Source organism: Mycobacterium sp. NPDC006124, assembly GCF_040614235.1.
GTDB lineage: Bacteria > Actinomycetota > Actinomycetes > Mycobacteriales > Mycobacteriaceae > Mycobacterium.
The window spans coordinates 442,041-467,379 of record NZ_JBEXUA010000003.1; the positions used below are offsets into that span (position 1 = coordinate 442,041).

The 25,339-nt window shown below is 63.0% G+C and carries 22 protein-coding genes; 19 read left to right on the top strand and 3 right to left on the bottom strand.

The genetic code is table 11. From position 1 onward, the window contains the following. Positions 1–2 precede the first annotated feature (2 nt). From ABZ195_RS09050 to ABZ195_RS09105, 12 genes are all read left to right on the top strand, one after another. Positions 3–1,571 carry an AAA family ATPase gene (locus ABZ195_RS09050; RefSeq protein WP_355216828.1) on the top strand — a complete coding sequence of 523 codons (1,569 nt, stop codon included), beginning with the start codon at positions 3–5 and terminating at the stop codon, positions 1,569–1,571. 35 nt (positions 1,572–1,606) lie between these two features. Then, positions 1,607–2,818 carry an alpha/beta fold hydrolase gene (locus ABZ195_RS09055; RefSeq protein WP_355216830.1) on the top strand — a complete coding sequence of 404 codons (1,212 nt, stop codon included), beginning with the start codon at positions 1,607–1,609 and terminating at the stop codon, positions 2,816–2,818. A 41-nt stretch (positions 2,819–2,859) separates the two neighbouring features. Continuing rightward, positions 2,860–3,504: a hypothetical protein gene (locus tag ABZ195_RS09060; RefSeq protein ID WP_355216832.1), complete on the top strand. Its 645-nt coding sequence runs from the start codon at positions 2,860–2,862 to the stop codon at positions 3,502–3,504. Between the two features lie 398 nt (positions 3,505–3,902). Continuing rightward, positions 3,903–4,760: a lipase family protein gene (locus ABZ195_RS09065; protein ID WP_355216833.1), complete on the top strand. Its 858-nt coding sequence runs from the start codon at positions 3,903–3,905 to the stop codon at positions 4,758–4,760. 145 nt (positions 4,761–4,905) lie between these two features. Then, positions 4,906–6,030, top strand: coding sequence for a lipase family protein (locus ABZ195_RS09070; RefSeq protein WP_355216835.1), 1,125 nt, complete (start codon positions 4,906–4,908; stop codon positions 6,028–6,030). A 488-nt stretch (positions 6,031–6,518) separates the two neighbouring features. Next, positions 6,519–7,283, top strand: coding sequence for a lipase family protein (locus ABZ195_RS09075; RefSeq protein ID WP_355216837.1), 765 nt, complete (start codon positions 6,519–6,521; stop codon positions 7,281–7,283). 22 nt (positions 7,284–7,305) lie between these two features. Beyond that, entirely contained in the window at positions 7,306–8,160 is an 855-nt protein-coding gene (locus ABZ195_RS09080; RefSeq protein ID WP_355216839.1) for a sialate O-acetylesterase, read from the top strand. A gap of 99 nt (positions 8,161–8,259) precedes the next feature. Next, complete coding sequence (locus tag ABZ195_RS09085; protein WP_355217049.1) at positions 8,260–8,757, top strand: YdcF family protein; 498 nt, start codon at positions 8,260–8,262, stop codon at positions 8,755–8,757. 105 nt (positions 8,758–8,862) lie between these two features. After that, on the top strand, positions 8,863–9,705 hold the full coding sequence (locus tag ABZ195_RS09090) for a biotin--[acetyl-CoA-carboxylase] ligase (RefSeq protein WP_355217051.1): 843 nt from the start codon (positions 8,863–8,865) through the stop codon (positions 9,703–9,705). An 808-nt stretch (positions 9,706–10,513) separates the two neighbouring features. Further along, positions 10,514–12,526 (top strand): cellulase family glycosylhydrolase, encoded by a 2,013-nt coding sequence (locus ABZ195_RS09095; protein WP_355216841.1) that lies wholly within the window; start codon positions 10,514–10,516, stop codon positions 12,524–12,526. 780 nt (positions 12,527–13,306) lie between these two features. Continuing rightward, positions 13,307–14,680, top strand: a complete 1,374-nt coding sequence (locus ABZ195_RS09100) for a sugar transferase (RefSeq protein WP_355217053.1) — start codon at positions 13,307–13,309, stop codon at positions 14,678–14,680. A 297-nt stretch (positions 14,681–14,977) separates the two neighbouring features. After that, positions 14,978–15,496 (top strand): PH domain-containing protein, encoded by a 519-nt coding sequence (locus ABZ195_RS09105; RefSeq protein WP_355216843.1) that lies wholly within the window; start codon positions 14,978–14,980, stop codon positions 15,494–15,496. Here the strand turns inward: ABZ195_RS09105 and ABZ195_RS09110 are convergent. Beyond that, positions 15,451–16,116, bottom strand: a complete 666-nt coding sequence (locus tag ABZ195_RS09110; RefSeq protein WP_355216844.1) for a GtrA family protein — start codon at positions 16,114–16,116, stop codon at positions 15,451–15,453. The two genes, ABZ195_RS09105 and ABZ195_RS09110, sit on opposite strands and share 46 nt — an antisense overlap. Before the next feature lie 95 nt (positions 16,117–16,211). On the opposite strand from ABZ195_RS09110, the gene ABZ195_RS09115 reads away from it, so the two are divergent. From ABZ195_RS09115 to ABZ195_RS09130, 4 genes are all read left to right on the top strand, one after another. Next, positions 16,212–17,423 (top strand): 5-(carboxyamino)imidazole ribonucleotide synthase, encoded by a 1,212-nt coding sequence (locus ABZ195_RS09115; RefSeq protein ID WP_355216846.1) that lies wholly within the window; start codon positions 16,212–16,214, stop codon positions 17,421–17,423. Then, a complete protein-coding gene (gene purE, locus ABZ195_RS09120; protein ID WP_355216848.1) occupies positions 17,413–17,925 on the top strand; it encodes a 5-(carboxyamino)imidazole ribonucleotide mutase in 513 nt (170 codons plus the stop codon). The genes ABZ195_RS09115 and purE overlap by 11 nt, the downstream gene beginning before the upstream one ends. A gap of 11 nt (positions 17,926–17,936) precedes the next feature. Next, positions 17,937–18,761: a class I SAM-dependent methyltransferase gene (locus ABZ195_RS09125; protein ID WP_355216849.1), complete on the top strand. Its 825-nt coding sequence runs from the start codon at positions 17,937–17,939 to the stop codon at positions 18,759–18,761. 64 nt (positions 18,762–18,825) lie between these two features. Next, positions 18,826–19,989, top strand: a complete 1,164-nt coding sequence (locus tag ABZ195_RS09130) for an acyl-CoA dehydrogenase (RefSeq protein WP_263996738.1) — start codon at positions 18,826–18,828, stop codon at positions 19,987–19,989. 42 nt (positions 19,990–20,031) lie between these two features. Here ABZ195_RS09130 and ABZ195_RS09135 read toward each other — a convergent pair whose 3' ends face one another. Together ABZ195_RS09135 and ABZ195_RS09140 are read right to left on the bottom strand one after the other, a co-directional pair. Further along, positions 20,032–20,754 (bottom strand): TIGR03089 family protein, encoded by a 723-nt coding sequence (locus tag ABZ195_RS09135; protein WP_355216851.1) that lies wholly within the window; start codon positions 20,752–20,754, stop codon positions 20,032–20,034. After that, positions 20,742–22,223: an LCP family protein gene (locus ABZ195_RS09140; protein ID WP_355216853.1), complete on the bottom strand. Its 1,482-nt coding sequence runs from the start codon at positions 22,221–22,223 to the stop codon at positions 20,742–20,744. Before ABZ195_RS09140 ends, ABZ195_RS09135 begins: the two co-directional genes overlap by 13 nt. 68 nt (positions 22,224–22,291) lie before the next feature. Between ABZ195_RS09140 and rfbD the strand changes: the two genes are divergently transcribed. The 3 genes from rfbD to ABZ195_RS09155 all read left to right on the top strand — a co-directional run bounded on the left by rfbD (position 22,292) and on the right by ABZ195_RS09155 (position 25,339). Then, entirely contained in the window at positions 22,292–23,149 is an 858-nt protein-coding gene (rfbD, locus tag ABZ195_RS09145; protein ID WP_355216855.1) for a dTDP-4-dehydrorhamnose reductase, read from the top strand. A 186-nt stretch (positions 23,150–23,335) separates the two neighbouring features. Then, a complete protein-coding gene (locus ABZ195_RS09150) occupies positions 23,336–24,376 on the top strand; it encodes a cellulase family glycosylhydrolase (protein ID WP_355216857.1) in 1,041 nt (346 codons plus the stop codon). A 42-nt stretch (positions 24,377–24,418) separates the two neighbouring features. Continuing rightward, positions 24,419–25,339, top strand: a complete 921-nt coding sequence (locus tag ABZ195_RS09155; RefSeq protein ID WP_355216858.1) for a glycosyltransferase family 2 protein — start codon at positions 24,419–24,421, stop codon at positions 25,337–25,339.

Below are 25,339 nucleotides of genomic sequence, written 5' to 3' on the forward strand. Positions count from 1 at the left end.
CGTTGGAAATAGGGGACTACTTACGCGTTCTTCAGCGGCTTTGGTGGTTGCTGCTGGTTACCGTCGCAGTCGGTGCAGGCATTGGCTACGTGAGTTACTTGGTGAAGACTCCGGAGTACGACTCCAGTGCGCAGCTATTCGTCACGACGCAAAGCGGCTCGTCAGTCGGCGACGCGTACCAGAATAATCTTTTTTCCCAGCAGAGAGCGGTCTCCTACGCTGGGCTGGCGACGAGCGAGCAGGTGGCTGCGAGAGCAGTAGACCAGCTGAGAGCGTCGGTGTCGGCTGCGGATCTCCGGTCCAAGATCACTGCTGCCGCGGTCGAGAACACCGTGCTCCTGAACGTCACCGCGCGGGACCGGGATCCCGCGCTAGCTCAAACCTACGCCAACGCGGTGTCCGTCCAGCTCGTCCAATTGGTCAGCGAACTCGAGACGTCTCGACGTGGCGGCACACCCGCTGCCGGTGCCATCATCGTCGACGACGCAAGCTATCCGACCAAGGCAGTCGGTTTGAGTTTGCTGACTCGTATCGGGCTCGGCGCGGCCGCGGGTCTTTTCGTTGGTTTGCTGCTTCTAGTGTTGGCGGCATTCTCCGACACCAGGCTCCGTCGGCACGCCAACGTCGAGGCCGTTGCAGGGTCACCACTACTTGGCTCGCTGATCGACGACCCGGAGCGATCAAAGGTCGGTGTAATCGACTTGGGCTCCGGTCTGTTGAGCGCCGAACGCCTACGAGAATTGCGAACCAACCTCTTGTTCAGTCGAACCCCCGATGGAGATCGAGTGCGGGTCATCGCTGTAAACAGCCCGGCGCGCGGGGAAGGACGCTCTACCGTCGCTGTTGATCTGGCTGCCGCCTTCGCCGAGTCGGAGTATTCAGTTCTGCTGGTCGACGGCGATTTCATCAACCCCACGCTCGACAGTCTGGTCGGCTTGACCGCTGGGCAGAGGGCGCAAGCCGAGCGGCGCGGGCTGAGCACGGCGCTCGACGACACGAGTCAGTTAAGCGAGGCTGTCATCGAGCGCGCTGGCAATGCGGGTTTCGCACTACTACCGGCCGGGCCGGTGCCAGCATCGCGAAGGCAGCTGTGGGCCAGCGAGTCCGCACCGGACATAATCGAGGAACTCCGGCGCCGCTTCGACTATGTGATCATTGACACGCCAGCGTCCGAACAATGCGCTGACGGGTCGCTAGTTTCTGCTCTTGGCGATGGCGGCATTGTGATCGCACGGGTGGGGCGGACAAAGAATGCCTCCCTGCGAAAAGCCATTGAGGCCTTGGCCTCAGCGCATGCCGTGTTTCTTGGCGCCGTCGCCACGTTCGATCATGTCGGTCGCCGTGAACTCGCGAAACAGCGCAAGAGTGTCGAAAGCCGCGGGCGAAGCTCCAGCGCCAATGACGAGACTGAGGTCGTGTCATCGCAAACAGCCGCGTCGCCTGGCGGAAAGCGTCGCGCGCCGGCAAAGACGGCTGCCGGACGGTCTGACGACGACCCCGCACGTCTTCGCGGTTCCATCGACGAGGCCCGGGGCTCCGGTGGCACGCGGTCTAAGCCCGGAGCTCGGTAGACATGTCCGCGTTGCGCACAATGTGTGTCGTCCTCATGACGCTTCAGATCGTCTCGGCCTGCGCGTCGGGCCATGGCGGGCCCTCACCCGCAGGTGAGAAAGAACCAGTCGTTCACGATATCGCACCACCCTTTCAAGGAGCGGTGGGCAACTTGTCTCCGGACTTCCGCGATGACGGCCCCGGGTCACTGGTGTCAGTCACCCCGATGGCGGGGGCGACCGAGCTTGAAGACATCGATGCCACGTACATGCGAGTGGTTTACCGTTCCACCTACGGAATGGATGACAGTCCAACCGAAGTGTCGGGTGTCGTAGCCATTCCAGCAGGTCAGGCGCCAAAGGGGGGCTGGCCGGTCATATCTTTCGGCCACGGCACAACAGGCGTGCTGAACAAGTGCGCACCAAGTAACTTTGGCACACTCCCCGGTAACAGCGCGATGATGGCCGCAATGATCTCGAACGGCTTCGCCGTCACGTCTACGGACTATCAAGGGCTCGGCGTTCCCGGCTACTATCATCCATTTCTTGATGCCAAGACTTTTGGCAACAACATGATCGACGCGGTCCGCGCCGCGGAACGGGTCGGCGCGGACGTCAGCAATAAGTGGATCGCATTTGGACACTCGCTCGGAGGAATGGCCGCGTGGGCGGCCGCCGACAGGGCTGGTGTCTATGGCAAGGGTTTGAATCTGCTCGGTACGCTGTCGATGGCTCCTGCGGCGGACATGGCAGGCCTTGCGGATAAGGCGCAAGACGGAACACTCACCGAAGAACAGCGAGTCGCAATGGTGTTCGTGTTGCAGAGTCTTTCCTGGTCACATCCCGACCTCGATCTTAATCGTTACCGCTCCGGGTACACGGCCGAGCACTGGGACGAGATCTTGGATTGCCTGCCGGCCAACCTCGACGACATCGGGCAGACCCGATCGGGAATGCTGGCCTCCGATCTCAAGCCGGCGACGCAGGCAGATACCGATCGATTACGCGCACTGTTGGCAGCGTATGCATTGCCGCAGAATCGGCCCACCGGTCCAATGCGGGTGGTGTACGGAACTGAGGACACACTTGTGGATGCAGCCTGGACGGAAGGCGCGCTGAAGAAGGTGTGCGAATTGGGGGCCGACGTCGAGATCGATAAACGCATCGGGCAGGGTCACGGCGATCTCGACAGCGCCTTCGGTCTTCCGTGGATGCGCGACGTCCTCGGTGGACAGACTGTCGTAAGTTCCTGCCTCGGATCGTCGTGATTCCCCCAAGAGGCGTACCACGGCCTCGCGACTACATTCGAATGCTGGTCATCGGATGGCCCATCATCCTGGTGGTCACCGTACTGTCCGCAGGCGCGGCAGAGGTCGGGGAAACGCTGCGAAAGCCCGAATACACCGCGTCGGCCCGGCTTTTTGCAGTCGTGGCGGGTGATGCCGGAGTACCCGCAGCATTCCAGGGTGACCGAGGCGCAGTCAGCCGTATTCCGACTTACGGGAAGCTTGCATTGTCAGACCTCGTGGCGGTTCGAACCATTGATCAGTTGGGACTAGACGAAAGTCCCGCGGAGTTGCGAGAGAGGGTATCGGTGCTATTTGCGCCACAATCGGCGGTGATGACAGTCTCGACAACTGCCGATGACGAGGAAACAGCCATTCGCGAATCGACCGCGGTTGCTCAGAATTTGGTCCAGGTTTCAACGGAGCTGCAATGGGCTGACGGCGGGCCTACGGCGAACTTAGTTCCAGTCGACTACCCGACCATGGCTGTCCTGGCGCGAGCCTCTCGCCTTCGAGCCCTTGCCGTCGGCGCAAGCCTCGGTCTTCTGCTTAGTTGTCTTGCGCTTTGGCTATGTGGTGCCGCGCGGGACACCGTATTGGATAAGCGCCGGCTCGCCGCCACGGTCGGCGAGACGGACGTCGAGGCACGCTCGTTGAAAGGCCGCTGATGGCAAGGCGCATTTGGGTGCGGACCCTACTAGCCGTATTCGCCGTTGTGCTGACGGCTGGCTGCGAGAAGGGTCCCCCCCCGCCGCCGAGGGAGGCGGGTTTTAGCCTAAACGGCGACTTCTCGGGGGCAGGCCCGGGAACGTTGCGCAGCGCTGAAACCCTCTCGACCATTGACAGGCGCATCATCAAGGTGTCGTCCATCGCAGCTCGTGTCACGTACGACTCCACCTCGGGGGTCGATGGTAGCCTCCAACGCGTATCGGGCACGGTTTTCTCTCCGATTGGAGTCCCCCCCTCTGGAGGATGGCCCATCGTCGCGTTCGGCCACGGCACGACTGGCATTCAGACTCCTTGCGCCCCGTCGTTGTCGAATTCCCTTCTTGGGTCAGCGGACGCAGTGGCCACATTGCTCACAAAGGGGTACGTCGTCGCCGTACCGGATTATCAAGGTCTGGGACTTGGCGGTTCGTACCACCCCTACCTTGATGCGACTACGGCTGGCAACAACATGATTGATGCCGTCAGAGTCGCGCGTAAACTTGTTCCGGACACGTCGACTCGGTGGCTGGCGTATGGCGCCTCTCAGGGTGGACAGGCCTCTTGGGCGGCGAATGAACTCGCGGACAGCTATGGCAGTGGTCTGAATTTGATCGGCTCGGTGAGTCTCGCGCCGGCGGCAGACGTCGAGGGGTTGGCGGACGCCGCCGCGGCGGGAAAGTTGACGCTGGAGCAAGCAGTCGTCGTTCCGTGGCTACTTTGGGCGCTGAAGAAGGAACATCCAGAATTGAACTTGGATGATTACCGGCGGGGAATCGTCGAACAGCGGTGGGATGTATTTACGGCTTGCGACGGGCCGCTGGCAGGGGAACGGTCCGAACTGGCGAAGCAGATTACGCCTGACGATTTGCGGCCCGTCTCAACCCAGGCAACCGATCTTCTTCGGCAATACCTTCAAAAGATGAGCGTGCCGAAAACCCGCAGCAGTGCGCCGATGTTAATCGTCTTTGGCCTAGAGGATCGGCTCATTGCGGCTCAGTGGACCGCGGACGCTGTCAAGCGCGCATGTGACATGGGAGCCGTCGCCGAGTCATACGCGGCGCCCGGCAGAGGGCACACTGACATCGACCCGTTGATTGCCCTTGCCTGGCTGGGCGACAGATTCTCCGGTTCCGTCCCCGTCGATATGTGCGGGTCCTTGGATGGTCCCGTGGCCACTCTGAGCGACAAGCCGTGGTACGTCGGTGGGGGCAGCTGAGATGGTCTGCGATGTGGCGTTTGGCCAGAGATTCGGGCTGACGACGAGACGAGTTCTCGTCATGGCGTTAATAATCTCGACAGCTGTCCTCGGATCGGGTTGCGGCCGTGACGAGGGCTCGGCAACCAGGCCCCGGGACAGTGCGATGAAGTTGAGCGGCGACTTCTCCAGTGATGGGCCGGGTTCGCTGATCTCCGCCGTCACACTGCCGGCCGTCGACCGACGCGTTCGTTCGACGGCGTCACTGGCAGCACGGATCACATACCTGTCGACGGCTGCGAACGGGCGCGATCGAACGACTGTCTCTGGAACCGTCGTTGTGCCGCAAGGGAAACCTCCCGAGGGCGGTTGGCGGATTATCGCTTACGGACACTCCACTAGCGGTATCCAGACCGAATGCGCCCCGTCCCTGGACCCCGCACTCTCCGGTGCCGCGACTGAGGTGATGGCGATGGTGAGGGCGAGATACATTGTCGTCGTTCCCGATTTCGAGGGGCTTGGCGTCGGCGGCTTCACGCATCCATATCTCGATCCAACAGTCGAGGGCTTCAACCTCATCGACTCGGTCCGTGCTACGAAGAAGCTTGTGCCGAACACGTCTCAAGTCTGGGCTGCGCTTGGCGTCTCACAAGGTGGGCAGGCGGCATGGGCAGCGAACGAATTGGCCAGGACCTATGGTGATGCAGGCAAGCTGGTCGGCGTCGCCAGTCTGTCACCGCCGGCCGACTTCGAGGGGCTAGCCGATGCGGCCGCCGCAGGCACATTGACGGACGAGCAAAGGCCCGCCTATCAATGGCTAATAGTTTCGTTGGCTCGCCGGTATGCGGACATCAACGTCGATGACTACCGTAGCGGGTATGTCCGGGACAACTGGGATGTTTTGTCGCAATGCTCGGCGAGCGGGGCCGAACGGCGGGCTACGACTCTGCAATCGGTAACAGCCGACGATCTTCGTCCGGCTAGTCCTGCGGCGGTAGACGTACTTCGAGATCATCTCCGCGCAATGTCGCTGCCGCAGAGTGTCACTGTCGCACCAATGTTGGTGACTTACGGTGGCGCCGATCAGTTGGTGCTGCCTGCGTGGACACAGGCGGCCCTCGAACGGGGTTGCGAAATGGGTGATGTCATCGATGTCCGCCTGCGGCCCGGCAAGAGCCACGGCGACGTCGATGTCGGTGCTGCGTTCGGGTGGCTTACTGATCGCTTCAACGATCGCCCCGTCCAGAACACATGTTCGCCATCAACAGAACCCGCGCAAGACGGCCAATGAGGAGGTCCATGCGTACCCGCGGCTCGGCGTGGAAGGCCGTGCTTTGTCTCGCCGGCGTCGTTGTCGTGCTAACGATTGCGATTGTCACTCTCCCGTGGACGATGGCGATTGGATCGCGTGCGCTAGACGCCGTTCTCAGCCGCGGCGGTGGTGATTCCGCGCCGGTCGCTTCCGCGGATCTATCGCGGTCTGGTCCAGGCTCCTTAGTGAGCGCGACCACGATGCCGCGATTTGCGAACAGCTTCAAGCACAGAGGTTTGTTGGCTGCACGGGTGGTCTACCGTTCGACATCTGGCGACACCGGCCAGCCGACGACTGTGTCGGGAGCTGTCTTCGTCCCGGCCGGGGCGGCTCCGGCCGGAGGCTGGCCGGTCATTTCATTCGGTCACGGCACCACAGGAATTCAGGAACCGTGCGCACCCTCGCTTTCCGACTCACTCCTTGGTATCGAGGATTCAGTGGTTAGTCTGACAGGTGCTGGGTACGCTGTGGCGCTCACTGACTACCAGGGCCTGGGGTCAGAAGGTGTGCATCCCTACACAGATGCGAAAACGGCCGGCTTGAACATGATCGACGCCGTGAGGGCCCTGAGGTGGACGTTCGGCGACGTATCAAACAGATGGGCGGCCATTGGGGCTTCGCAAGGTGGAGGCGCAGCGTGGGCCGCGGACGAACAAGCGAGCGCCTATGCGCCGGACATGGAGCTCGTTGGCGCTTTGGCCATTTCGCCCGCCGCAGATGTGAGTCGGTTGGTCGAGAAGGCGCAGGCTGGTACTTTGACACCTGACCAGCGCCCTGCATTTCAAGCGATCATCGAATCCCTGGCTAAGCTGCACCTCGACATCAATCGCGACGATTTCCGCAGCGGGTCGGCGGCTCGAAATTGGGACATTCTTTCGGCTTGTTCCGGTCCAGATGTGCTCAAGCGAAACGCAGCGGCAGAGGCCCTTGGTCCATCTGACCTCAAGCCTCGTTCGTCCAAGGCAGCCCAGCAGATTCAGAACTATCTATCCAAGTGGGCCCTGCCCCAACAACGGCTATCGGCGCCGCTTTTTGTTTGGTACAGCGGCATGGACACGCTGATCGATGCCGAATGGACTCGGGCGTCTATCGAGAAGGCGTGCCAGCTCGGGGGTGACGTGCAGTGGAAGTTCGAGGCAGACAAGGGGCATGGGGAAACGGACGTCGGCGGCCTACTGCCCTGGGTCGTCGACCGATTCGCCGGGAAACCCGCTGGCGATGACTGCGCGTAGGAACCCCGATGGGGACGGTCCGATGTGGCACCAGATGCTCGTCGCGCTCAAGTGTTTCGTAAAGCGGAGAATCGCTCCGCGCGGGATCGTCGTAGAGGCTCCCACCAACGGCTATCTCATCGTGCCCATCTTGGGTCAATCGAATGCGTTCGGGATGGGTGTCGGATTGGATCTCGGAAAGGAAGACTGTCCGCATCCCGATGTGCATCAATGGGCGATGTGCGGCCCCTCCAAGGGATCGGCGGTCTTGGCAGTAGATCCGCTGCTGCACGAAATTCCCGGTAAGGGAGTCGGTTTCGGCGTGACATTTGGCCGATCTTTAGCTGTTGAGACCGGGCGGCGCATCCTTTTAATGCCGTGCGCGCGCGGCGATACTTCATTCACGCCCAAGAACGGTTACACCTGGGATCCGGTCGACATCCGGACGCGCCATAACCTATACCGAGACGCTGTTAGCGCCATTGACGCAGCGCTCGATCGGTTCCCCGGCAGCTGTGTGGCCGCCATTCTGTGGCACCAGGGAGAGACTGACGTGCCGCTGACGCCCGGTCCGGTCTACCGGGAGAAGCTTGATTCCGTCATCCACGATATGCGTGCGCGCTATGGAAAGGACGTGCCCTTCATCATGGGTCAGATGGTGCCAGAAGAAATGGAAAGTGGTCACGCGGCTTATCCAGTAATCGACGCGGTGCATGCAGATTCGCCAAATCGCCACGATAGAGTCTTCTTTGCACTCGGTCCGCATTCAGCAATCAACGGTGGATTTGTCAAGGGGCGATTGGATACCCACTACAACGCTGCCGGCCAGCGTGAACTCGGCCGCCGAATGTGGGCGGGCTACAAGTCACTGTGCACCGATGCCCCCGGGGAGGTGTGAACGTCCGTGAGGAAGCACCCAATCTTGGGTGCGTGTGCAGCCATACTCATGGTTTTAGTCACGCTCCTGGGACTGGTGGGAATAACCGGCTTCGTGTTCATGACCGAAGCGCCGACGGATCGACTGCGGTCTGCCGATGCGATAGTGGTCCTCGGTGGCGAGCACGACGGGCGTGAAGATTTCGGTTTACGACTTGCGCACGACGGGTGGGCGAACACCGTGGTCCTGTCGAATCCATATTTTCCCGACGATCCAATCATGCGGCGCGTGTGTAGCTCGTCAAACCGCACGGTCGAAGTGCTGTGTCCACGACCCACGCCCATGACGACGCGCGGCGAAGCGAGAGCGGTACGTGACTTGGCCGTGAAACGATCGTGGCAGAAGATCATCGTCGTCACATGGAGATTCCACATCCCTCGGGCACGGCTAATCTTTCGGCAGTGTTCTTCAATAGACTCCCGGGATATCGTCATGGAGTCTGTACAGCGAAACTACGACCGCTCCGTTGTGCAGTGGGAAATCGACTACCTATACCAATACGCAGGGTTCGCGAAGGCGCTCATCCAGGGAGACTGCGACGGGGCGACGACCAACTAGCGTACTGACCAGCGGCGCATGCGTTTTCAAGACCCGACGCGCCACGGTTTGGCTCAAAAGCAGGGCTCTGGCCCAGATACGCTCGGCGAGGTGCCTTACCATTTCCTGGTGGCTGACGACGCCGTTCGCGAACCGTACGACGAAGATCGATTAAGGGCGGCTGTTACGGGCGGGCATGGCGGCTGGCGCAAGTTGACCGTAGTCGCGGAAACCCCATCGACGAACGCCGACCTCGTTCGTCGCGCAACCGACGGAGAGGACGTCGCGGGTGTCGTCCTCGTCGCGGAGCATCAGATCGCCGGAGTGGGGCGCCATGGGCGTGCGTGGCTGAGTGCGCCGATGGCGCAGATCCTCGTCTCCGTGGGCGTAGACGCGACGCATGTGCCCGTGGAATCTTGGGGTTGGCTATCATTAGCCTGCGGAACCGCCGTCGTCGATGCCCTGTCGTCCGTAACCGGCATAGTTGCAGGCCTCAAATGGCCGAACGACGTCTTGGCGGGCGGCGGCAAGATTGCCGGAATCCTGTCAACGGTCGCAAAGCCAACCTCGCGAATCGTAGTGGGGATAGGGCTCAACGTGTCGTTGCAGCTCGACGAAATCGCGGATGTGGGGGCCACGTCAGTCCACCTGCTCTCCGACGGAAAGCCTGACCGGCAAGTACTGCTGATCGCGATGCTTGAGAAACTCAGGATGCGCATCGACCATTGGCAGACGGCCCGCGGCGCCGACGAGACGCTTGAATCGGACTATCGCGCACGCAGCTTGACGTTGGGGCAGCGTGTACGTGTCTCACTCCCCGGTGGTCGCGACATTTTCGGGACTGCGTCGACCCTCGACCACCAAGGCCGCCTGGGTATTATGACCGCTCGTGGAACAGTCTTCATAGCCGCAGCCGACATTGTGCATCTGCGACCCACGGGGACCGAATATTTTCCACGGCGCATCTAGATGTGACGCTGGATGTACCTTCTCCCGAGCGGCGCGCTGCACGTAGCCTTCGGATTAAACGGGCACCGTCTGGGAAGGCCTACCAAGTCATTGGTTGTGGCCACAACCGAGCTGGGACGGTACGTCGATTTTGCCCGACTAGCCCTCGACCTGGGGTCGGCATGAGGCGCCGTCGGCACCCACCGGTCTTCGGCCTTGGCTTAGCCAATCCGAATGTGACTTCCGCGGCTAACGAAGATTAGTAGCCACCCACCGCCTAGATTTTGGTGCGTATGCCAGGCTTGCAGCTATGTGATTTTGCGGAGTCAATACTTGCAATGTTGATCGTGGCACCGGTAAATACGTGCTTGGTGATGGTTGAGGCGGACCTCTCCCACCGAGCGGTTAATTAGCTACTCTGTTTACATGCTGTGAGCTGCCATTTCGTGACCTAAGGCCACAAAATCATTCCATATGACTCTTTTGCGAATCGGTGTGCCTGTCGGGAGCGCAAATTTCTAGCCATTTGCTAGAACGGTGTCATAAGCTTTGCCGTGAAGTGGTGTTCGCTTGCAGTGCCAGTCTCTTCAAGATCGTTTCTCAGCAATCTGCGCGGACTAGTCAGCAATGAGCTACTTTGAGCGCGAGACGTGGCCATAACGCTCGAATCATCGACAGCTGATTAGGAGTAGGCGTGAGTAACTGGATGAAATCGCGTGTCCAACGATGCGCTACTCAGGTAGGTATTGCAGTGGTGTCAACTGCAATGGTCTCCGTGACGGCAAGCTATGCCGCTCCGGCAAGGCCTGGACCTAGGACGTACGACGTAATGGAGACAGCGGCTATCGCGGCGTCCTCGAGCACGATTGGCCTGGCGGACTCGCAGCTCTACTTCCTCTCGGCGGCAGACATCAATACCCAATTGGACAAGATGCTCGCACTCGGCGTCACCAACGTACGGATACAGATGCCATGGGCCGGTATCGAGCCAAATCCCAACCAATTCGACTGGGCCCAGACGGATTTGATCGTCAACGCCGCGACTCAGCGAAATATGGGGGTGCTAGGCGTGCTAAATTCGACGCCAGCATGGGCTGCGGCGCCGGGCACGCCGCCGTACGCAGGCGCTCCGGTGTCCAATTCTGACTACGCAGACTTCGCGGCAGCGGTGGCGAGCCGTTATGCAGGCAAGGTCTCCGCTTACGAAGTGTGGAACGAGCCCAACATTCAGACGTTCTGGGCTCCCCAGCCGGATGCCAACGCGTATACGGCGCTGCTAAAGGCTGCATACGGCGCAATCAAAGCGGCCGATCCTAGCGCTACCGTGATCGGCGGCGTTCTCACTTCTACGCTGGATTTCGGTTCACTGGCCACTAATCCAGTTCGGTTCATTCAAGAGATGTACGCGGCAGGAGCGCAGGGGTACTTCGATGCTTTGTCTTTCCACCCGTACCAGTATTCGACTAAATTCTCCGACGGGCTGAATTTACCCGAGTCGCCGTTGAACCAGCTCAATGCGATTCGTGCGCTGATGGCGGCCAACGGGGATGCGGCCAAGCAAGTGTGGGCTACCGAGTACGGGTTGCCTACCAGCGTCGTGACACAGGAACAGCAGGCCGCGTACATCGCCGACATCCTCAGCGCGTGGAAGAGCGCCGCCGGGGGAGGCCCGATCTTCATTTACACGACACGTGACGCCGCTACCGGGAGTGTCAACCCAGAGGACAACTTCGGTTTGTACACGACGGATTGGATCGCAAAACTGGCTGCAAACGTAGTCAAGCAGGCGATACAGGCGACGCTGCCGCCGGTTCAGCCACCGGTCGTTGACCCTGTTGGCGCCGCTATCGCTGCGTTCGTTCGTCAAGCTGCTCAAGCATTGGCAACGTTGACTCAAAACTTCGCGAACGCCTTCATAAGTTCCGTTGCCAATGCTCTTGCAACTGCTGTGGCGAACTTCTTTAGCGCACTGGCACCGCCACAGGCTGCGCCCACGGCGCGGCTGGCTGCCGTACCAGACGATCAAGGCGGAGAGGACCTCCAGCTGAAGTCTGTAAAGTCCGGCAGCGGGAATGGAGCGCTTGGAAGTACAGGCGATGTCGATAAGGCATCGCAACTAACAGGCGCCGCGGGCTCGGGTACCGTCGGCGGGCGCGAGTCGGAGTCAGTCGAGGCCGGAGGAGGATCTAAGGGTGACCCAATGGGTGCAGGCGAGTCCGACGAGGCAGATGCGCAATCGAACCAGCTGCCTGCTGATGACTTCGACGGTCATTCAAATAGTGGCGCACCAGTTCCCGGCACCAATGGCGACTTAGCAAGCGCTGAACCCGCAAATCTCCCTAAAAGCGAGGCGGATAAAACGCCGGCCGCGATTCAAGGGGCCCCCGATTCAACCGATCTAAATAATTCTGTTGGTACGCTGACAAACGTTGGAACCCCTGGTTCAGGTTTGGTCTCGGGTACGCGAGGGGGTGGCTCCGAGGGTGCGGCCCCCGGAACAGGCACCGCGAGTGGAAGCGTTTCATCGGCCGCCACCCCCAAGGCCAGCGGCGCGAAAACCGCAGAGGCAAGCGCACCGTCACCGGGGGGCGCGACGAGTGCTGCGAACTCATCGTCGGGTGCTGACTCGAAGGGCCCCCGGCTGAGGCTGCGAGTAGATGGTGGAGCGGGTGTGGCCCGGCCGCGTCCGGAATTCGGCGGCGGAAGAACACGAACTCCTGAAGGCCGACCGGCCGACCAACAGGATCTCGGGACGCCGAACAGCGCTGCGTCGTCGAATCAGGACGCGTCGACGTCGAGCAGGGCTGACATCGCGGGAACAAGCTCCGTCCCCGCCCAGTGACCGCTGTAAGCGCAGGCTATTGACGTAGTCGGCCGGCCCGGTTATTTCCGGGCCGGCTCCTGCACGGAGAAAGCGCTGTGGACGCCAGTGTCACCCACGGCCGGCGTGGTCCCGAGTGGAGAGGTCCAGCACGCATATGACGAACGTTCGTCGCACTAAGTAAGTTTAAGCCGCTCCAAACGACATGGAGGTGGCGGCCGAGACGTGCATCGACTCCTGCCAGGGCCCGTTCTAAGCGCGTTTGCTGAGGTTCAAACGCGCTTTGCTCGGGCATGCACCAGCCTTGCGGCTCCCTTCAGCGATTCAGCGACACTGCAAACAGCACCGGAGCCTTCGTTGCGCCCCCCGGCGTATCAATCACCGTACGCTCCTGCAATGACACGCAGTGCCATCAAAATCAGAATACACCGATCGGTTCGCTCGTTTCGGGCATCGTTTTCGGCCCCCACTACGCTCCCGTTCGAGATGCCCCGTCGATTCAGCTAGCTTCGAAGCGGCTGGCAACCAGCGTCGCGACCTTCTCTAGCGAGGTATCCGCCCAGGCGGAAGGAAAGCGGCCGTGTTCATCTGGCGAACGACGCAATATGCTGTAACAGTGGTCTTGAACAGCACGCTTCGCGCGCAAAGCGTTGCTACCGGCAAATCGCTTAGGGAGTTTAGAACGTGACAGTTGCAGGTGAGCTGGCAACTTTCGCCCAAACCGTCACTCGAGGTGCCTACCAGAAAGACGGTCCGCGCTGGCAGCGCCGGTACATCAAAGCGTTGGTCTTGTCCGACGTGGTGGTGGTCGGTTTGGCTATGGCCTGCGCACAGACTGTACGGGTTGGTCGCCCTGTGACGGCAGTGGATCCTCTCTCAGTCTATTTCTCGATTCTGTCCTTGTGCGTTGCAGCCATCTGGCTTGCGTTGCTGGCGGCGTACCGGTCTCGGTCGCCTAGGATCGTTGGAGCGGGTGTCGAAGAATACCGAAGAGTGGTCTCCGCTACTCTGGCGACCATCGGGGTCGTCGCTGTCGCTCTGATGATCTTCCGACCGGAATATGCCCGTGGGTACTTGGCGGTGGCATTTCCGCTAGGGTTTTTTGCTCTGGTGCTTGGCCGTCACATTTGTCGACTATTCCTTATGCGGCAACGCCGAAAGGGCCGTTGTGTAGTGACAGTGCTCGCCGTGGGGGATAAGCGGGCGGTTCAGAGCCTTGTCCAGTCGCTGGGCCGCGGTTGGGGATACGGTTACGCAGTAGTCGGAGTGTGCTTGACACGACACACCTCCACGGGTTCGATGCACATTGCAAGGGTTGGCAAATTGCCGGTGCTCGGCGACGAGACCGCAGTGCACGACGCAATCCTGAAGACCGGTGCGGACACTGTCGCGTTGACGACTACTGACCACCTTGGTCCTGATGGAGTCCGTGAACTGTCGTGGGACTTGGACAAACTGGGCGTGGATCTAGTGGTCACACCTGGCGTGGTGGACGTGGCTGGGCCTCGTCTCACGATGCGCCCGGTCGCGGGGCTTCCCCTGATCCACGTCGAGAAGCCACAGTATTCCGGCACGAAGAAGCTACAGAAACTTGCGTTCGACTACTTCGTCGCAGTTACTGCGCTCATATTGATGACGCCCGTAATGGCCATCGCGGCCTTTGCGATCAAGCTGACCTCTGCGGGGCCAGTCTTGTACCGCTCGGAGCGTATCGGAAGAGAAGGATTGCCCTTCCAGATGATTAAATTTCGCACCATGGTCGTCGGTGCCGACGAGCAGGTCGACAGCTTGGCTGCCTCGAACGACAGCATCGGGGGAGTTTTGTTCAAAATGAAAGACGATCCCCGAGTCACGGCCGTCGGCAGAATTCTTCGGAAGTACAGCATCGACGAACTGCCTCAATTCGTCAACGTCTTGAAGCGCGACATGAGTGTGGTAGGGCCACGCCCGCCGCTTCGCCGTGAAGCTGACACCTACAGCGAACAGATCCGCCGGCGGCTTCTGGTCCTACCGGGGATCACGGGTTTATGGCAGGTAAGCGGACGGTCTGATCTGTCGTGGGAGGATTCCGTCCGTCTCGACCTGTCGTACGTCGAAAACTGGTCGATTGCTAACGACGCTCTGATTGCGCTGAAGACAATCCGAAGCGTACTGCAGGGGTCGGGCGCGTACTAGGCGGTAGGATGTGCTGACGTTTTGCTGCTTGTGGCAGAACGGCGCAAGCCTACGTCAATTTCATTTGCTCCCAACAGCTGCCTCCTACCCGACCATGACGCCGACCGCGAAGACCTACGTCGGTGCGACGGCGGACGATGGTCGACGCAGCGCGATCAAATCATCTCGTTCGCAATCGCGACACGAAAGCGGTACCGCGTCGCAACTGGAGAAGCGGAACGCAACTCGTCGTTGACAAACGGCTGCAGTACCGACATCGTGCATCTTCGGCCCGTCTAGCTGGGTAGAGTCCTGGCCGTGGGATATCCCGACAACGTGCTGGCCGGCGACGAACGCGTCGTGCTACACCGTCATCCGCACTGGAAGCGGTTGATCGGGCCGGTGTTCGTGCTGCTGCTGGCGACCGCGGTCGCGGCTTTCGGTCTCGGCGTGGTCAACCACATGGCGTGGGAACAGATGGCGAAGAACATCGTCATGATCGTCATCGCCGTGATCTGGCTCATCCTGGTTGGATGGCTGGTGCTGTGGCCCGTGTTCAGTTGGCGCGCAACGCATTTCGTCATCACCGACCGCCGGGTGATGTTTCGCCACGGCGTCATGACCCGCTCTGGTATCGATATCCCGCTCGCCCGGATCAACAGCGTCGAGTTTCGTCATGGCCTCGTCGACCGAATGCTGCGCACGGGAACGCTGATCATCGAGTCGGCGTCACAGGATCCGCTGCAATTTCACGACATTCCGCGCGTGGAGCAGGTGCACTCACTGCTGTATCACGAAGTCTTCGACACCCTTGGTTCGGAGGAGTCCCCGAGCTGACCGGCTCGGCGCGCGCGACGGCCGCGAAGCGGAGTGACCGTACTGCGGGTGTGAGCCTGCTCGGCTTCGTCCTCCAGCGCCTCGGCGATGCCGCCCGCGGTGATGGCCGCCTCGACGGCCTTGTCCGGGTTGCGACCGAACTCGTCGGGGAACACCCAGCGCCGAAAAGCCCAGAACCGGAACGCCATTTGCAACAAATTGCCGATGACGTACGCGGAGACGAAGTCGGCGACGTTCTCGACGGTCAAACTGACCGTGGGAACGCGCAACTCCAGCACGTAGCTGCTCACCCACAGCGGCGCCATACTCAGCAGCACGCCGACGGCGCTGACCCCGAAGAACAGCAGGGCCTCGTGGTGCCGTTCCCGCCCACCGCGGTCGCGGAAACTCCATTCCCGATTGAGGATGTAGGACGCGATCACCGCCACGACGCCCGAGATGATCTTGGCGGTGACGGGTTTCGGCTCCAGGATCGTCAGCTTGAGCGTGAAGAAGATCGCCGAGTCGATGATGAAGGTGGTTCCGCCCACGATGGCGAACTTGATGAGCTCGTGATGCCGCTCCGCAAAGGGCCGAATCGCTCGCGGTAGGCGCGCAATGGTGGCGTCGGTGAAGGGCACGGTAGGGGAGTCTACGGAAGCTGGACATAGTACGCGTAGCCGTGCAGGTCGCGACGGGTGCGGTTGGTCGTGAGGACCGTGACAACATAGGGGCCGTGAGTGCACCCCCCGTCGTAGCCATGATCGGTGGCGGACAGCTGGCCAGGATGACCCACCAGGCCGCGATTGCCCTGGGTCAGACCTTGCGGGTGTTGGCCGCGTCACCGGAGGATCCCGCGGCACAGGTGAGTCCGGACGTCGTGATCGGCGCCCACACCGACGCTGACGCGCTGGCCCGAGTAGCCGAGGGCGCCGCGGCGCTGACCTTCGACCACGAACACGTCCCGACCGAGCTCCTGTCGGCCCTGGTGGACTCCGGAGTGAACGTTGCGCCGCCCCCGCAGGCGTTGATCCACGCGCAGGACAAGCTGGTGATGCGCCGCCGCCTGGAGGAACTTGGAGCGCCGATCCCGCGTTTCGCCGAGGTCGCCGAACCGTCCGATGTCGACGCCTTCGCAGCGCGGATCGACGGACCCATCGTTGTGAAGACCGCGCGAGGCGGGTACGACGGACGCGGGGTCACGCTGGCCGCCGACCTGGCCGAGGCTCGCGCGGTGACGGAGCGTTACCTGGCCGACGGCACGGCGGTGCTGCTCGAGGAGCGGGTCGACATGCGCCGCGAGCTGTCGGCGCTGGTGGCTCGCTCGCCCTTCGGACAGGGTGCAGCGTGGCCGGTCGTCCAGTCGGTGCAGCGCGACGGCATCTGCGTCGAGGTGATCGCCCCGGCGCCCAACCTGGACGACGACCTACGCGGCGCCGCCGAGCAGCTCGGCTTGCGGCTGGCCGGCGAACTTGGGGTGGTGGGCGTGCTGGCGGTCGAACTCTTCGAGACCGCCGACCGCACGCTGCTGGTGAACGAGTTGGCGATGCGGCCACACAACACCGGCCACTGGACGATGAACGGTGCCGTCACCAGCCAGTTCGAGCAGCACCTTCGGGCGGTTCTCGACTACCCCCTCGGTGCCACCGCCCCGATCGCACCGGTCACCGTGATGGCCAACGTGCTGGGTGCGGCCCACGCGCCTCAGATGGGCATGGATGAGCGCCTCCACCACCTCTTCGCGCGGCTGCCAGAGGCCAAGGTGCACCTGTACGGCAAGTCGGAGCGGCCGGGGCGCAAGATCGGCCACGTCAACGTGCTGGGTGCCGCGGGTGGTTCGGTCGACGACGCGGCCTACGTGGCGGAGGTTCGGGAGCGGGCGGTGCGAGCGGCGCACTGGCTTTCGCATGGCGAGTGGACGGACGGATGGGATGAGCATGGCGCATAGCAACTCGCCACGGGTCGGCGTCATCATGGGCAGCGACAGCGACTGGACGGTGATGGAGGACGCCGTCACCGCCCTGGTCGAGTTCGAGGTGCCCTTCGAGGTCGGCGTGGTGTCGGCGCACCGCACGCCCGGCCGGATGCTCGACTACGCCAAGGGCGCCGCCGGCCGGGGGATCCAGGTCGTCATCGCCGGGGCCGGCGGGGCGGCCCACCTGCCCGGCATGGTGGCCGCGGCGACTCCGCTGCCGGTGATCGGCGTTCCCGTGCCATTGGCCCGCCTCGACGGTCTGGACTCGCTGTTGTCGATCGTGCAGATGCCGGCCGGCGTGCCAGTGGCGACGGTGTCGATCGGCGGTGCCCGAAACGCCGGTCTGCTGGCGGTACGCATCCTCGGCGCGGCTGATCAGCGCTTGCGCGAGGGTATGGAAGCCTACCAGGTGAGCCTGGAGCAGATGGTGTTAACGAAGGATGCAAATCTTCGAGAACACTTGCTCGGCCCGTAGTATTGCTCTCGATGAAGCACTCATTTTCGCGGTATCAGACCGTCGGCTATCGATTCGTGACGGGCTTCCTGGAGGCTGGGAACCTGCCGGTGCTCGCCGCGCTCGATGACATGCAGCGCGAGCGCGAGGTGAAGGGGGCGATCGCCGAGATCGGCGTGCATCACGGTCGTCTCTTCATCGCGTTGCACTTGCTGCAACGCGGAAGTGGAACATCGGTGGCGATCGACCTGTTCGGTGACCAGGAGCTCAACACTGACAATTCTGGAAAAGGTGACTTAGGCAAGTTCGCAGACAACGTGGCGCTTTGGTCAACGATGGATGGCTTGGTTCTGCATCAGGGCGATTCGACGAAGTTGACCTCGGATGTATTGCGGGAGAAAGCCGGTGGCCCCGTCCGCCTCTTCAGCGTGGATGGCGGGCATACCGAGGAAGTTGTCTATAGCGACATGCGGTTGGCCGAGGAAACGTTGGCCGACGGCGGCATTTTGATCGCAGATGACATCTTCAACCAGCAGTGGCCGGGCGTTGCGGTGGGCACAATGAAATATATGGCCGATGGGGCCAAGCTGGCGCCGTTTGCGATCGGCTTCAATAAGGTGTTCTTCAGCCAACCTGAGCATTGTGACGTTTATCGCAAAGAGCTCGAGTCGACCGTCGCGGGGGGTTGGCGGTTTCAGTCGGAGTCGACTGTATTTCACGGACATCCGGTGCTGTACGTCGCGCCTACTCGGCCGGTGGACATCCTCAGGCGCAGTAGGACCGCGCGATCTCTTTACCACCGAAGCTACCGAGGGCTGGTGCGAAGCTTGAAGATTGCCGCCGGCAAGGGCGACTAGGCCCCACTAGCAAGGGGCCGCGTATTCGACGGTAAAGTTACCGACGAGTAGCGAGGAGTGGCACATGTCCGTTGGTAACCCGTCCTTCGACGTCTTCCAGTTGTCCGATGAGCACGTCGAGATGCGCAAGATCTTGCGGGACCTGTGCGACAAGGAGATTGCGCCGTACGCGGCCGACGTCGACGAGAAAGCTCGCTACACCGACGAGGCGCTCAAGGCGCTGAACTCGTCGGGGTTCTCGGCGATCCACATTCCCGAGGAGTACGGCGGCCAGGGCGGCGACTCCGTCGCGGCGTGCATCGTCATCGAGGAAGTCGCCAGGGTATGTGCCTCGTCGTCGCTGATCCCGATCTGCAACAAACTCGGCACCATGGGCATGCTGTTGAAGGGCTCGGAGGAGCTGAAGCAGAAGGTCCTGCCCTCGATCGGCTCGGGTGAGGCCACCGCCTCCTACGCGCTGTCCGAGCGCGAGGCCGGCAGCGACGCCGCGGCGATGCGGACCCGGGCCAAGGCCGACGGGGACGACTGGGTGCTCAACGGGTCGAAGTGTTGGATCTCCAACGGCGGCAAGTCGACCTGGTACACCGTGATGGCGGTGACCGACCCGGACAAGGGTGCCAACGGCATCTCCGCGTTCGTGGTGCACGCCGACGACCCCGGTTTCACCGTCGGCGCCAAGGAACGCAAGATGGGCATCAAGGGTTCGCCGACGACGGACCTGTACTTCGAGGACTGCCGGATTCCTGGCGATCGGATCATCGGTGAACCCGGCACCGGTTTCAAGACCGCGTTGGCGACGCTGGACCACACCCGTCCGACCATCGGTGCGCAGGCCGTCGGCATCGCGCAGGGCGCGTTGGAGGCGTCGATCGCCTACACCAAGGAGCGCAAGCAGTTCGGGAAGTCCATCAGCGACTTCCAGAACACCCAGTTCATGCTGGCCGACATGGCGATGAAGATCGAAGCCGCCCGGCTGATGGTGTACACCGCAGCAGCCCGCGCCGAGCGAGGCGAGCCCAACCTGGGCTTCATCTCCTCGGCCGCCAAGTGCTACGCCTCCGACGTGGCGATGGAGGTCACCACCAACGCGGTCCAGCTGTTCGGCGGGTATGGCTACACCGTCGACTTCCCGGTGGAGCGGTACATGCGCGATGCCAAGATCACCCAGATCTACGAGGGCACCAATCAGATCCAGCGCGTGGTGATGTCGCGCGCCCTGCTGCGCTGAGACGTCCCACTTCGGCATGCGAGGCGCGGCCACTCGGCGGAGCTAGTCCAGCTCCACGGTGACCTTCTCGGCTTCCCGGCGACGAGCCTGCGAGTCGACGTCGGGATGGGCGACCTGAACCAGGGATCCACCGGCGACCAGCACCGCCAGCACGCGGTCGACCACGGCCTCTGCGGTGTCCCAGGGCGCCGACGACAGCGCCCGGTTCGCCGCGCCGAGCCCACGTGCGCTGGCTGAAGCGGTTGCGGCAGAGAGTGTTTCGGCGACCGAACGCCCGTCGAGCGCCGGGCCGGGCTGGCGTTCGGGGACGATCTGGTCACCGTGAGCGCGGACCGAGGTGGCGTAGTCGGTGATGCCGAACGGCAGGTCGTCGACCGGCCGGCCGAAGGCGTCGAGGGAGAACGCGACCACGTCGCCGGACGGCGCGACGGCGGCGTCGGCGTCGTCGATCCGGTCGACGGTACAGCAGGCGACATCGCAATCACCGCCTCCGAGAACCACTTCCGCGCCGATGAACCAGATACCCAACATCACGCCAAGGGTCTGCCAGTGGGCGGGTAGCAGTACCGCCACCCGGCTGCCCGCGCCGACGCCGAGCTCGTCGCGCAACAGGTTGCCGGTCTTGGCCGCCCAGTTGGCCAGGGTCACCGTCGAGAGCTCGATGCGCTCGCCGGTGGCGTCGTCGTAGTAGGTGATGCGGGGTGCGGAGGGGAGGGCCAGGAGCGGATCGAGCACCGCTGAGCCAAGATTGGTCAGCTCACGCACTCCGGTCCGTCGGAGCCCGCGGTGATGATGGGCGGTGCGGGCAAGGGTGCGTCGGTGGACGACGCGGCGGCCTGGTCGACGGTCGAGGCCGTGGCGTCGCCGCTGGCGACCTCGTTGCCGAGCCCCGAACCGGGGCCGGTGTAATCGCCGGCCAACACCACCTTGACCGTGCCAGCAGCCATCGACGGGTCTTCGACGACGGGCAGGTTGCCCAGTTCCTTGGACACCGCCTGGGCACCGAGGTCGTCGACCTTGGCGGCGCGAATCTGGCTACTGGCCACGCGATCGGACTCGTTGTTGCCCACGTTGCCCGCGGCGAACCCCTTGCCGGTGAGCACTTCGGAGACCGAGGCGGCCAGGCCGTTGATGTCGGAGTCGTTCACCACGTCCGCGGTGGTCTTGCTCGGTGAGTAGGCGAGTTCCTCGGTCTTGCCCTCGGCTTGGTCGTGCAGCAGACCGGTGACGAAGTCTTGTACCTGAGCGGGGTCCACGCGCACGACGCTCTGCATGCCGTCGTCACTCCAACCGTCCTCTTGCAGTACGGGAATGGTGGCGAATGCGACATTGCCGCCGGCCAGCTTCTGCATCTGGGTGACGAAGTCCATGATGTCCCATCCCTCGGAGAGCACCACGGAGCGCTGCACGGCGTCCTGCAGCCGGTTGAGGGTGGCCGGACTCGACAGCGTCTTGCTCGAGATGACCTGGTGGGCAAGGGCTGCCATCACGGCCTGCTGACGCGTCACCCGGTCGAGGTCACCTCGGGGCAGGTCGTGGCGTTGGCGGACGAAGCTCAACGCCTGCGGTCCGTCGAGCTTCTGCTGGCCCGCGGGGAAGTCGGCACCTGAAAGTGGTTCGTACACCGCGTCCTTGAGGCACACGTTCACGCCGCCGAGGGCGTCGGTGATCAATGCGAACCCGAGCAGTCCAATCTCGGCGTAGTGGTCGACGGTCACCCCCGTCAGCTTCGCGACGGTCTCGATGAGGGCTTCTCGGCCGGCCTCGGTGGCCTTCGGTTCGGCAACGACGGGATCCTCGCCCTGCTGTTCGACGAGCTGCTTCATCTTCTCGAGCTTGACCTGGCCGAAGACACCGTTGATCTTGGTCTTGCCAAGGTCGCCGGGGGCCTCGACGTAGGAGTCGCGCGGAATCGAGATGGCCGTGGCCGACTGCCCGTTGTTGGGAATGCGGACCAGGATGATCGTGTCGGTGTTGGTCGAGACGTCGTCGCCTGCCCGCAGCGTGGCCAACTCCTCGGCGGAGAGCGGGTTGCCGTGAGCGTCGGTGCGGCTGTCCATGCCGACCAAAAGGATGTCGATGGCCCCGTCCTCGCCGCCGCCACCGAGCGCCGCCGACGACACGTGGTTGATGCCGTTCTCGAACGACCGGATCTTGCCCCAGGCCACGCCGGTGCCGACGACGATCACCGCTGCCGCGACCACGGCAACGATGCGAGAGAGGCGACCTGGCATCAGCCCAGGCTACTGGCGAGTCGCCCGAAGACCGGGTAACGCGGGTCGGCGTGCCAGACTCTGCAGACATGTCTGAGCGTTTGGTGATCACGGGGGCCGGGGGTCTGGTCGGGCAGCGGCTGGCCGCCGAGGCGCGCCGTCGTGGCCGCGAAGTACTGGCCCTGACGTCGGCCGAATGCGACATCACCGACCCCGCGGCGCCGCAACGCCACGTCGCCGCCGGCGACGTGGTGGTCAACTGTGCGGCCTTCACCAGGGTCGACGACGCGGAGGCCGACGAGGCCGGCGCCCAGGCCGTCAACGCTGCCGGTGCCGCGAACGTCGCGCACGCCTGTGCCAGGGCCGGAGCGGAGCTGATCCACGTCTCGACCGACTACGTGTTCAGTGGCGACTTCGGCCCAGCACCGCCGCGTCCCTACGAGATCGACGACCAGACCGGGCCGGTGAGCGTCTACGGCCGCACCAAGCTCGAGGGCGAGTTCGAGGTGTTGTCGGCGATGCCGACCGCGCACGTCGTCCGCACGGCCTGGATCTACGCCGGGGCCGACGGCGGCAGTGACTTCGTCTCCGTCATGCGCAAGAAGGCCGCCGGAGACGGGACCGTCGACGTCGTGGCCGATCAGATCGGGTCGCCGACCTACGTCGGCGACCTGGTCGAGGCCCTGTTGCAGGTGGCCGACGGCTCGATCGAGGAGTCGGTGCTGCACGCCGCCAACCAGGGCGCGGTCAGCCGGTTCGACCAGGCCCAAGCGGTCTTCGAGTTGTTGGGTGCCGATCCAGGTCGGGTCACGCCCGTCGGGTCGGATCAACATCCCCGCCCCGCTCCCCGGCCGCGGTATTCGGCGCTGGGGTCCGAGCAGTCCACCGCCGCGGGGTTGGCGCCGCTGCGGCCGTGGCGCGACGCGCTCGCCGCGGCGCTTGCGTAAATTCGTGGCTGTGTTGCCTTGCGAGCCGCACGGATTCACCCCAATGTTTCTCGAAGGGTGAAAGTGTCTCAGTCGCGGCAGCGACTGAGACACGTCAAACCTGCGTTGACGCCCCCCCGTTGGCGACGGGAGCGACGGTATGGGGGCGAACGGAGCTCCGTGCCTGCGGTACGGTAGTTTAGCCACATGACGAACGGCCACTACAGGCTTTTGACGTGCGTATTGTCCTGCGTCACGCTTTTCGTCGCAGCCCTAGCGGCACCACCGGCTACCGCGGCACCGCGCTCGATTCCAGCCGCGGGGTACGGGTTTGGTGACGGCGCTCAGACTACGTGGCTCGATGGCGACGAGGCGAACCGCGAACTCGATGCTGTTGCAAGGACCAATGCCACCTGGTTTCGCGTGCTCGTGCCTTGGGCGCAAATCGAGCAGTCAAGGGGTCAATACGACTGGGCTCAGACCGACATGATCATCGACGCAGCGCGAACCCGGAATCTGAAAGTGCTGGGCGTAATCTCGTATACCCCCGCTTGGGCCAAGCCGCCCGGGACGTCTCTGTCCACGCCTCCGGACAACGCTGCCGACTTCGCAAATTTCGGCGCTGCGGCCGCCAAGCACTACGGCAGCCGGGTTAGCACCTGGCAGTTGTGGAACGAGCCCAATCTTCCAATGTTCTTCGGCGACATGGTCAATAGCGCTTCTCGTTATTCCGAGATGGTCAAGGCTGCCTACCCCGCAATCAAGGCCGCTCTGCCCTCAAGTTCGGTGATCTTGGCCGGACTAAGTCGGCTTCCCGGAGATGATTCGCCGCCGTCTTACCTCAACAAGATGTACGCGGCAGGAATCAAGGGCAACTTCGATGCCGCAGCAGCACATCCCTATGTGTTTCCCACCGGACTCGCCGCTGACCCTGAGAATGGCTGGTCGGACGTTCAAAAAATGCGCGACATCATGATTAGTCGCGGCGACGGGTCCAAGAAGATTTGGTTGACTGAGTTCGGCGCTCCGACGTGCGACTGCTCCGACGGCGTCAGTCAAGGGGAGCAGGGTAAGCAAATTCTCGATGTGCTGGCTGCGGCAGCCGCAACTAATTACAGCGGCCCTGCGTTCATCTATAGCATTCGCGACACGGACACGACCAATCGCGGCGACCGCGAGACGAACTTTGGCGCGCTATTGACTTCGGATTGGCAACCCAAGATGGCCGCCAGCCTGCTTGCGCGCTGACATCGTCGGCACGGGGCACCCCCCGAGCCGGGTCCTAAGCTCATGACTACCCTCGACGCCGTGACGCCGGGTCTGATCGTGGTGACGGTGACCTATTCCCCAGGGCCGCACCTCGACCGGTTCCTGGCGTCGTTGGGGCATGCCACCGAGCGCCGGGTCACGGTGGTGATGGCCGACAACGGATCGACCGACGGGTCACCGGAGGCCGCGATCGCGCAGTACCCCAACGCCCGGCTGCTGCACACCGGGGCCAATCTTGGTTACGGGTCGGCGGTCAACCGGGCGGTGCGTGACTACATCACCGACCCCGCGAACCCCGTCGACGCCGGTGCCGGTGATCCGGAATTCTTCGTCGTCGCCAATCCGGACGTGGTCTGGGGCCCCGGGAGCATCGACGTCCTTCTCGAGGCCGCTCGACGGTGGCCGCGGGCGGGCTCGCTGGGCCCCCTCATCCGCGATCCCGACGGCTCGGTCTACCCGTCGGCTCGGCACCAGCCGAGTTTGGTCCGAGGCGGCATGCACGCCGTGGTCGGTCCGGTCTGGAAGTCGAATCCGTGGACGGCCGCCTACCGCCAGGAGCGATTGGAGCCCAGCGAACGTCCCGTCGGCTGGTTGTCGGGCTCGTGTCTGCTGCTGCGCCGGGAGGCATTCGACGCGATCGCCGGCTTCGACGAGCGCTACTTCATGTACATGGAGGACGTTGACCTCGGAGATCGCCTCGCCGCGGCGGGTTGGCAGAACGTCTACGTGCCCTCGGCGGAGGTGCTTCACGACAAGGGACACTCGACTGGCCGCGACCCCGCCCGCAACTTGGCCGCCCACCACGAAAGCACCTACACTTTCCTGGCCGACCGGCATTCCCGCCGGTGGCAGGCTCCGCTTCGGTGGGTCATCCGGGCTGCCCTGGCCGCTCGGGCCGGACTGGTGGTCGGCAACTCTCGGCGCAAGACCAGACGACGATGA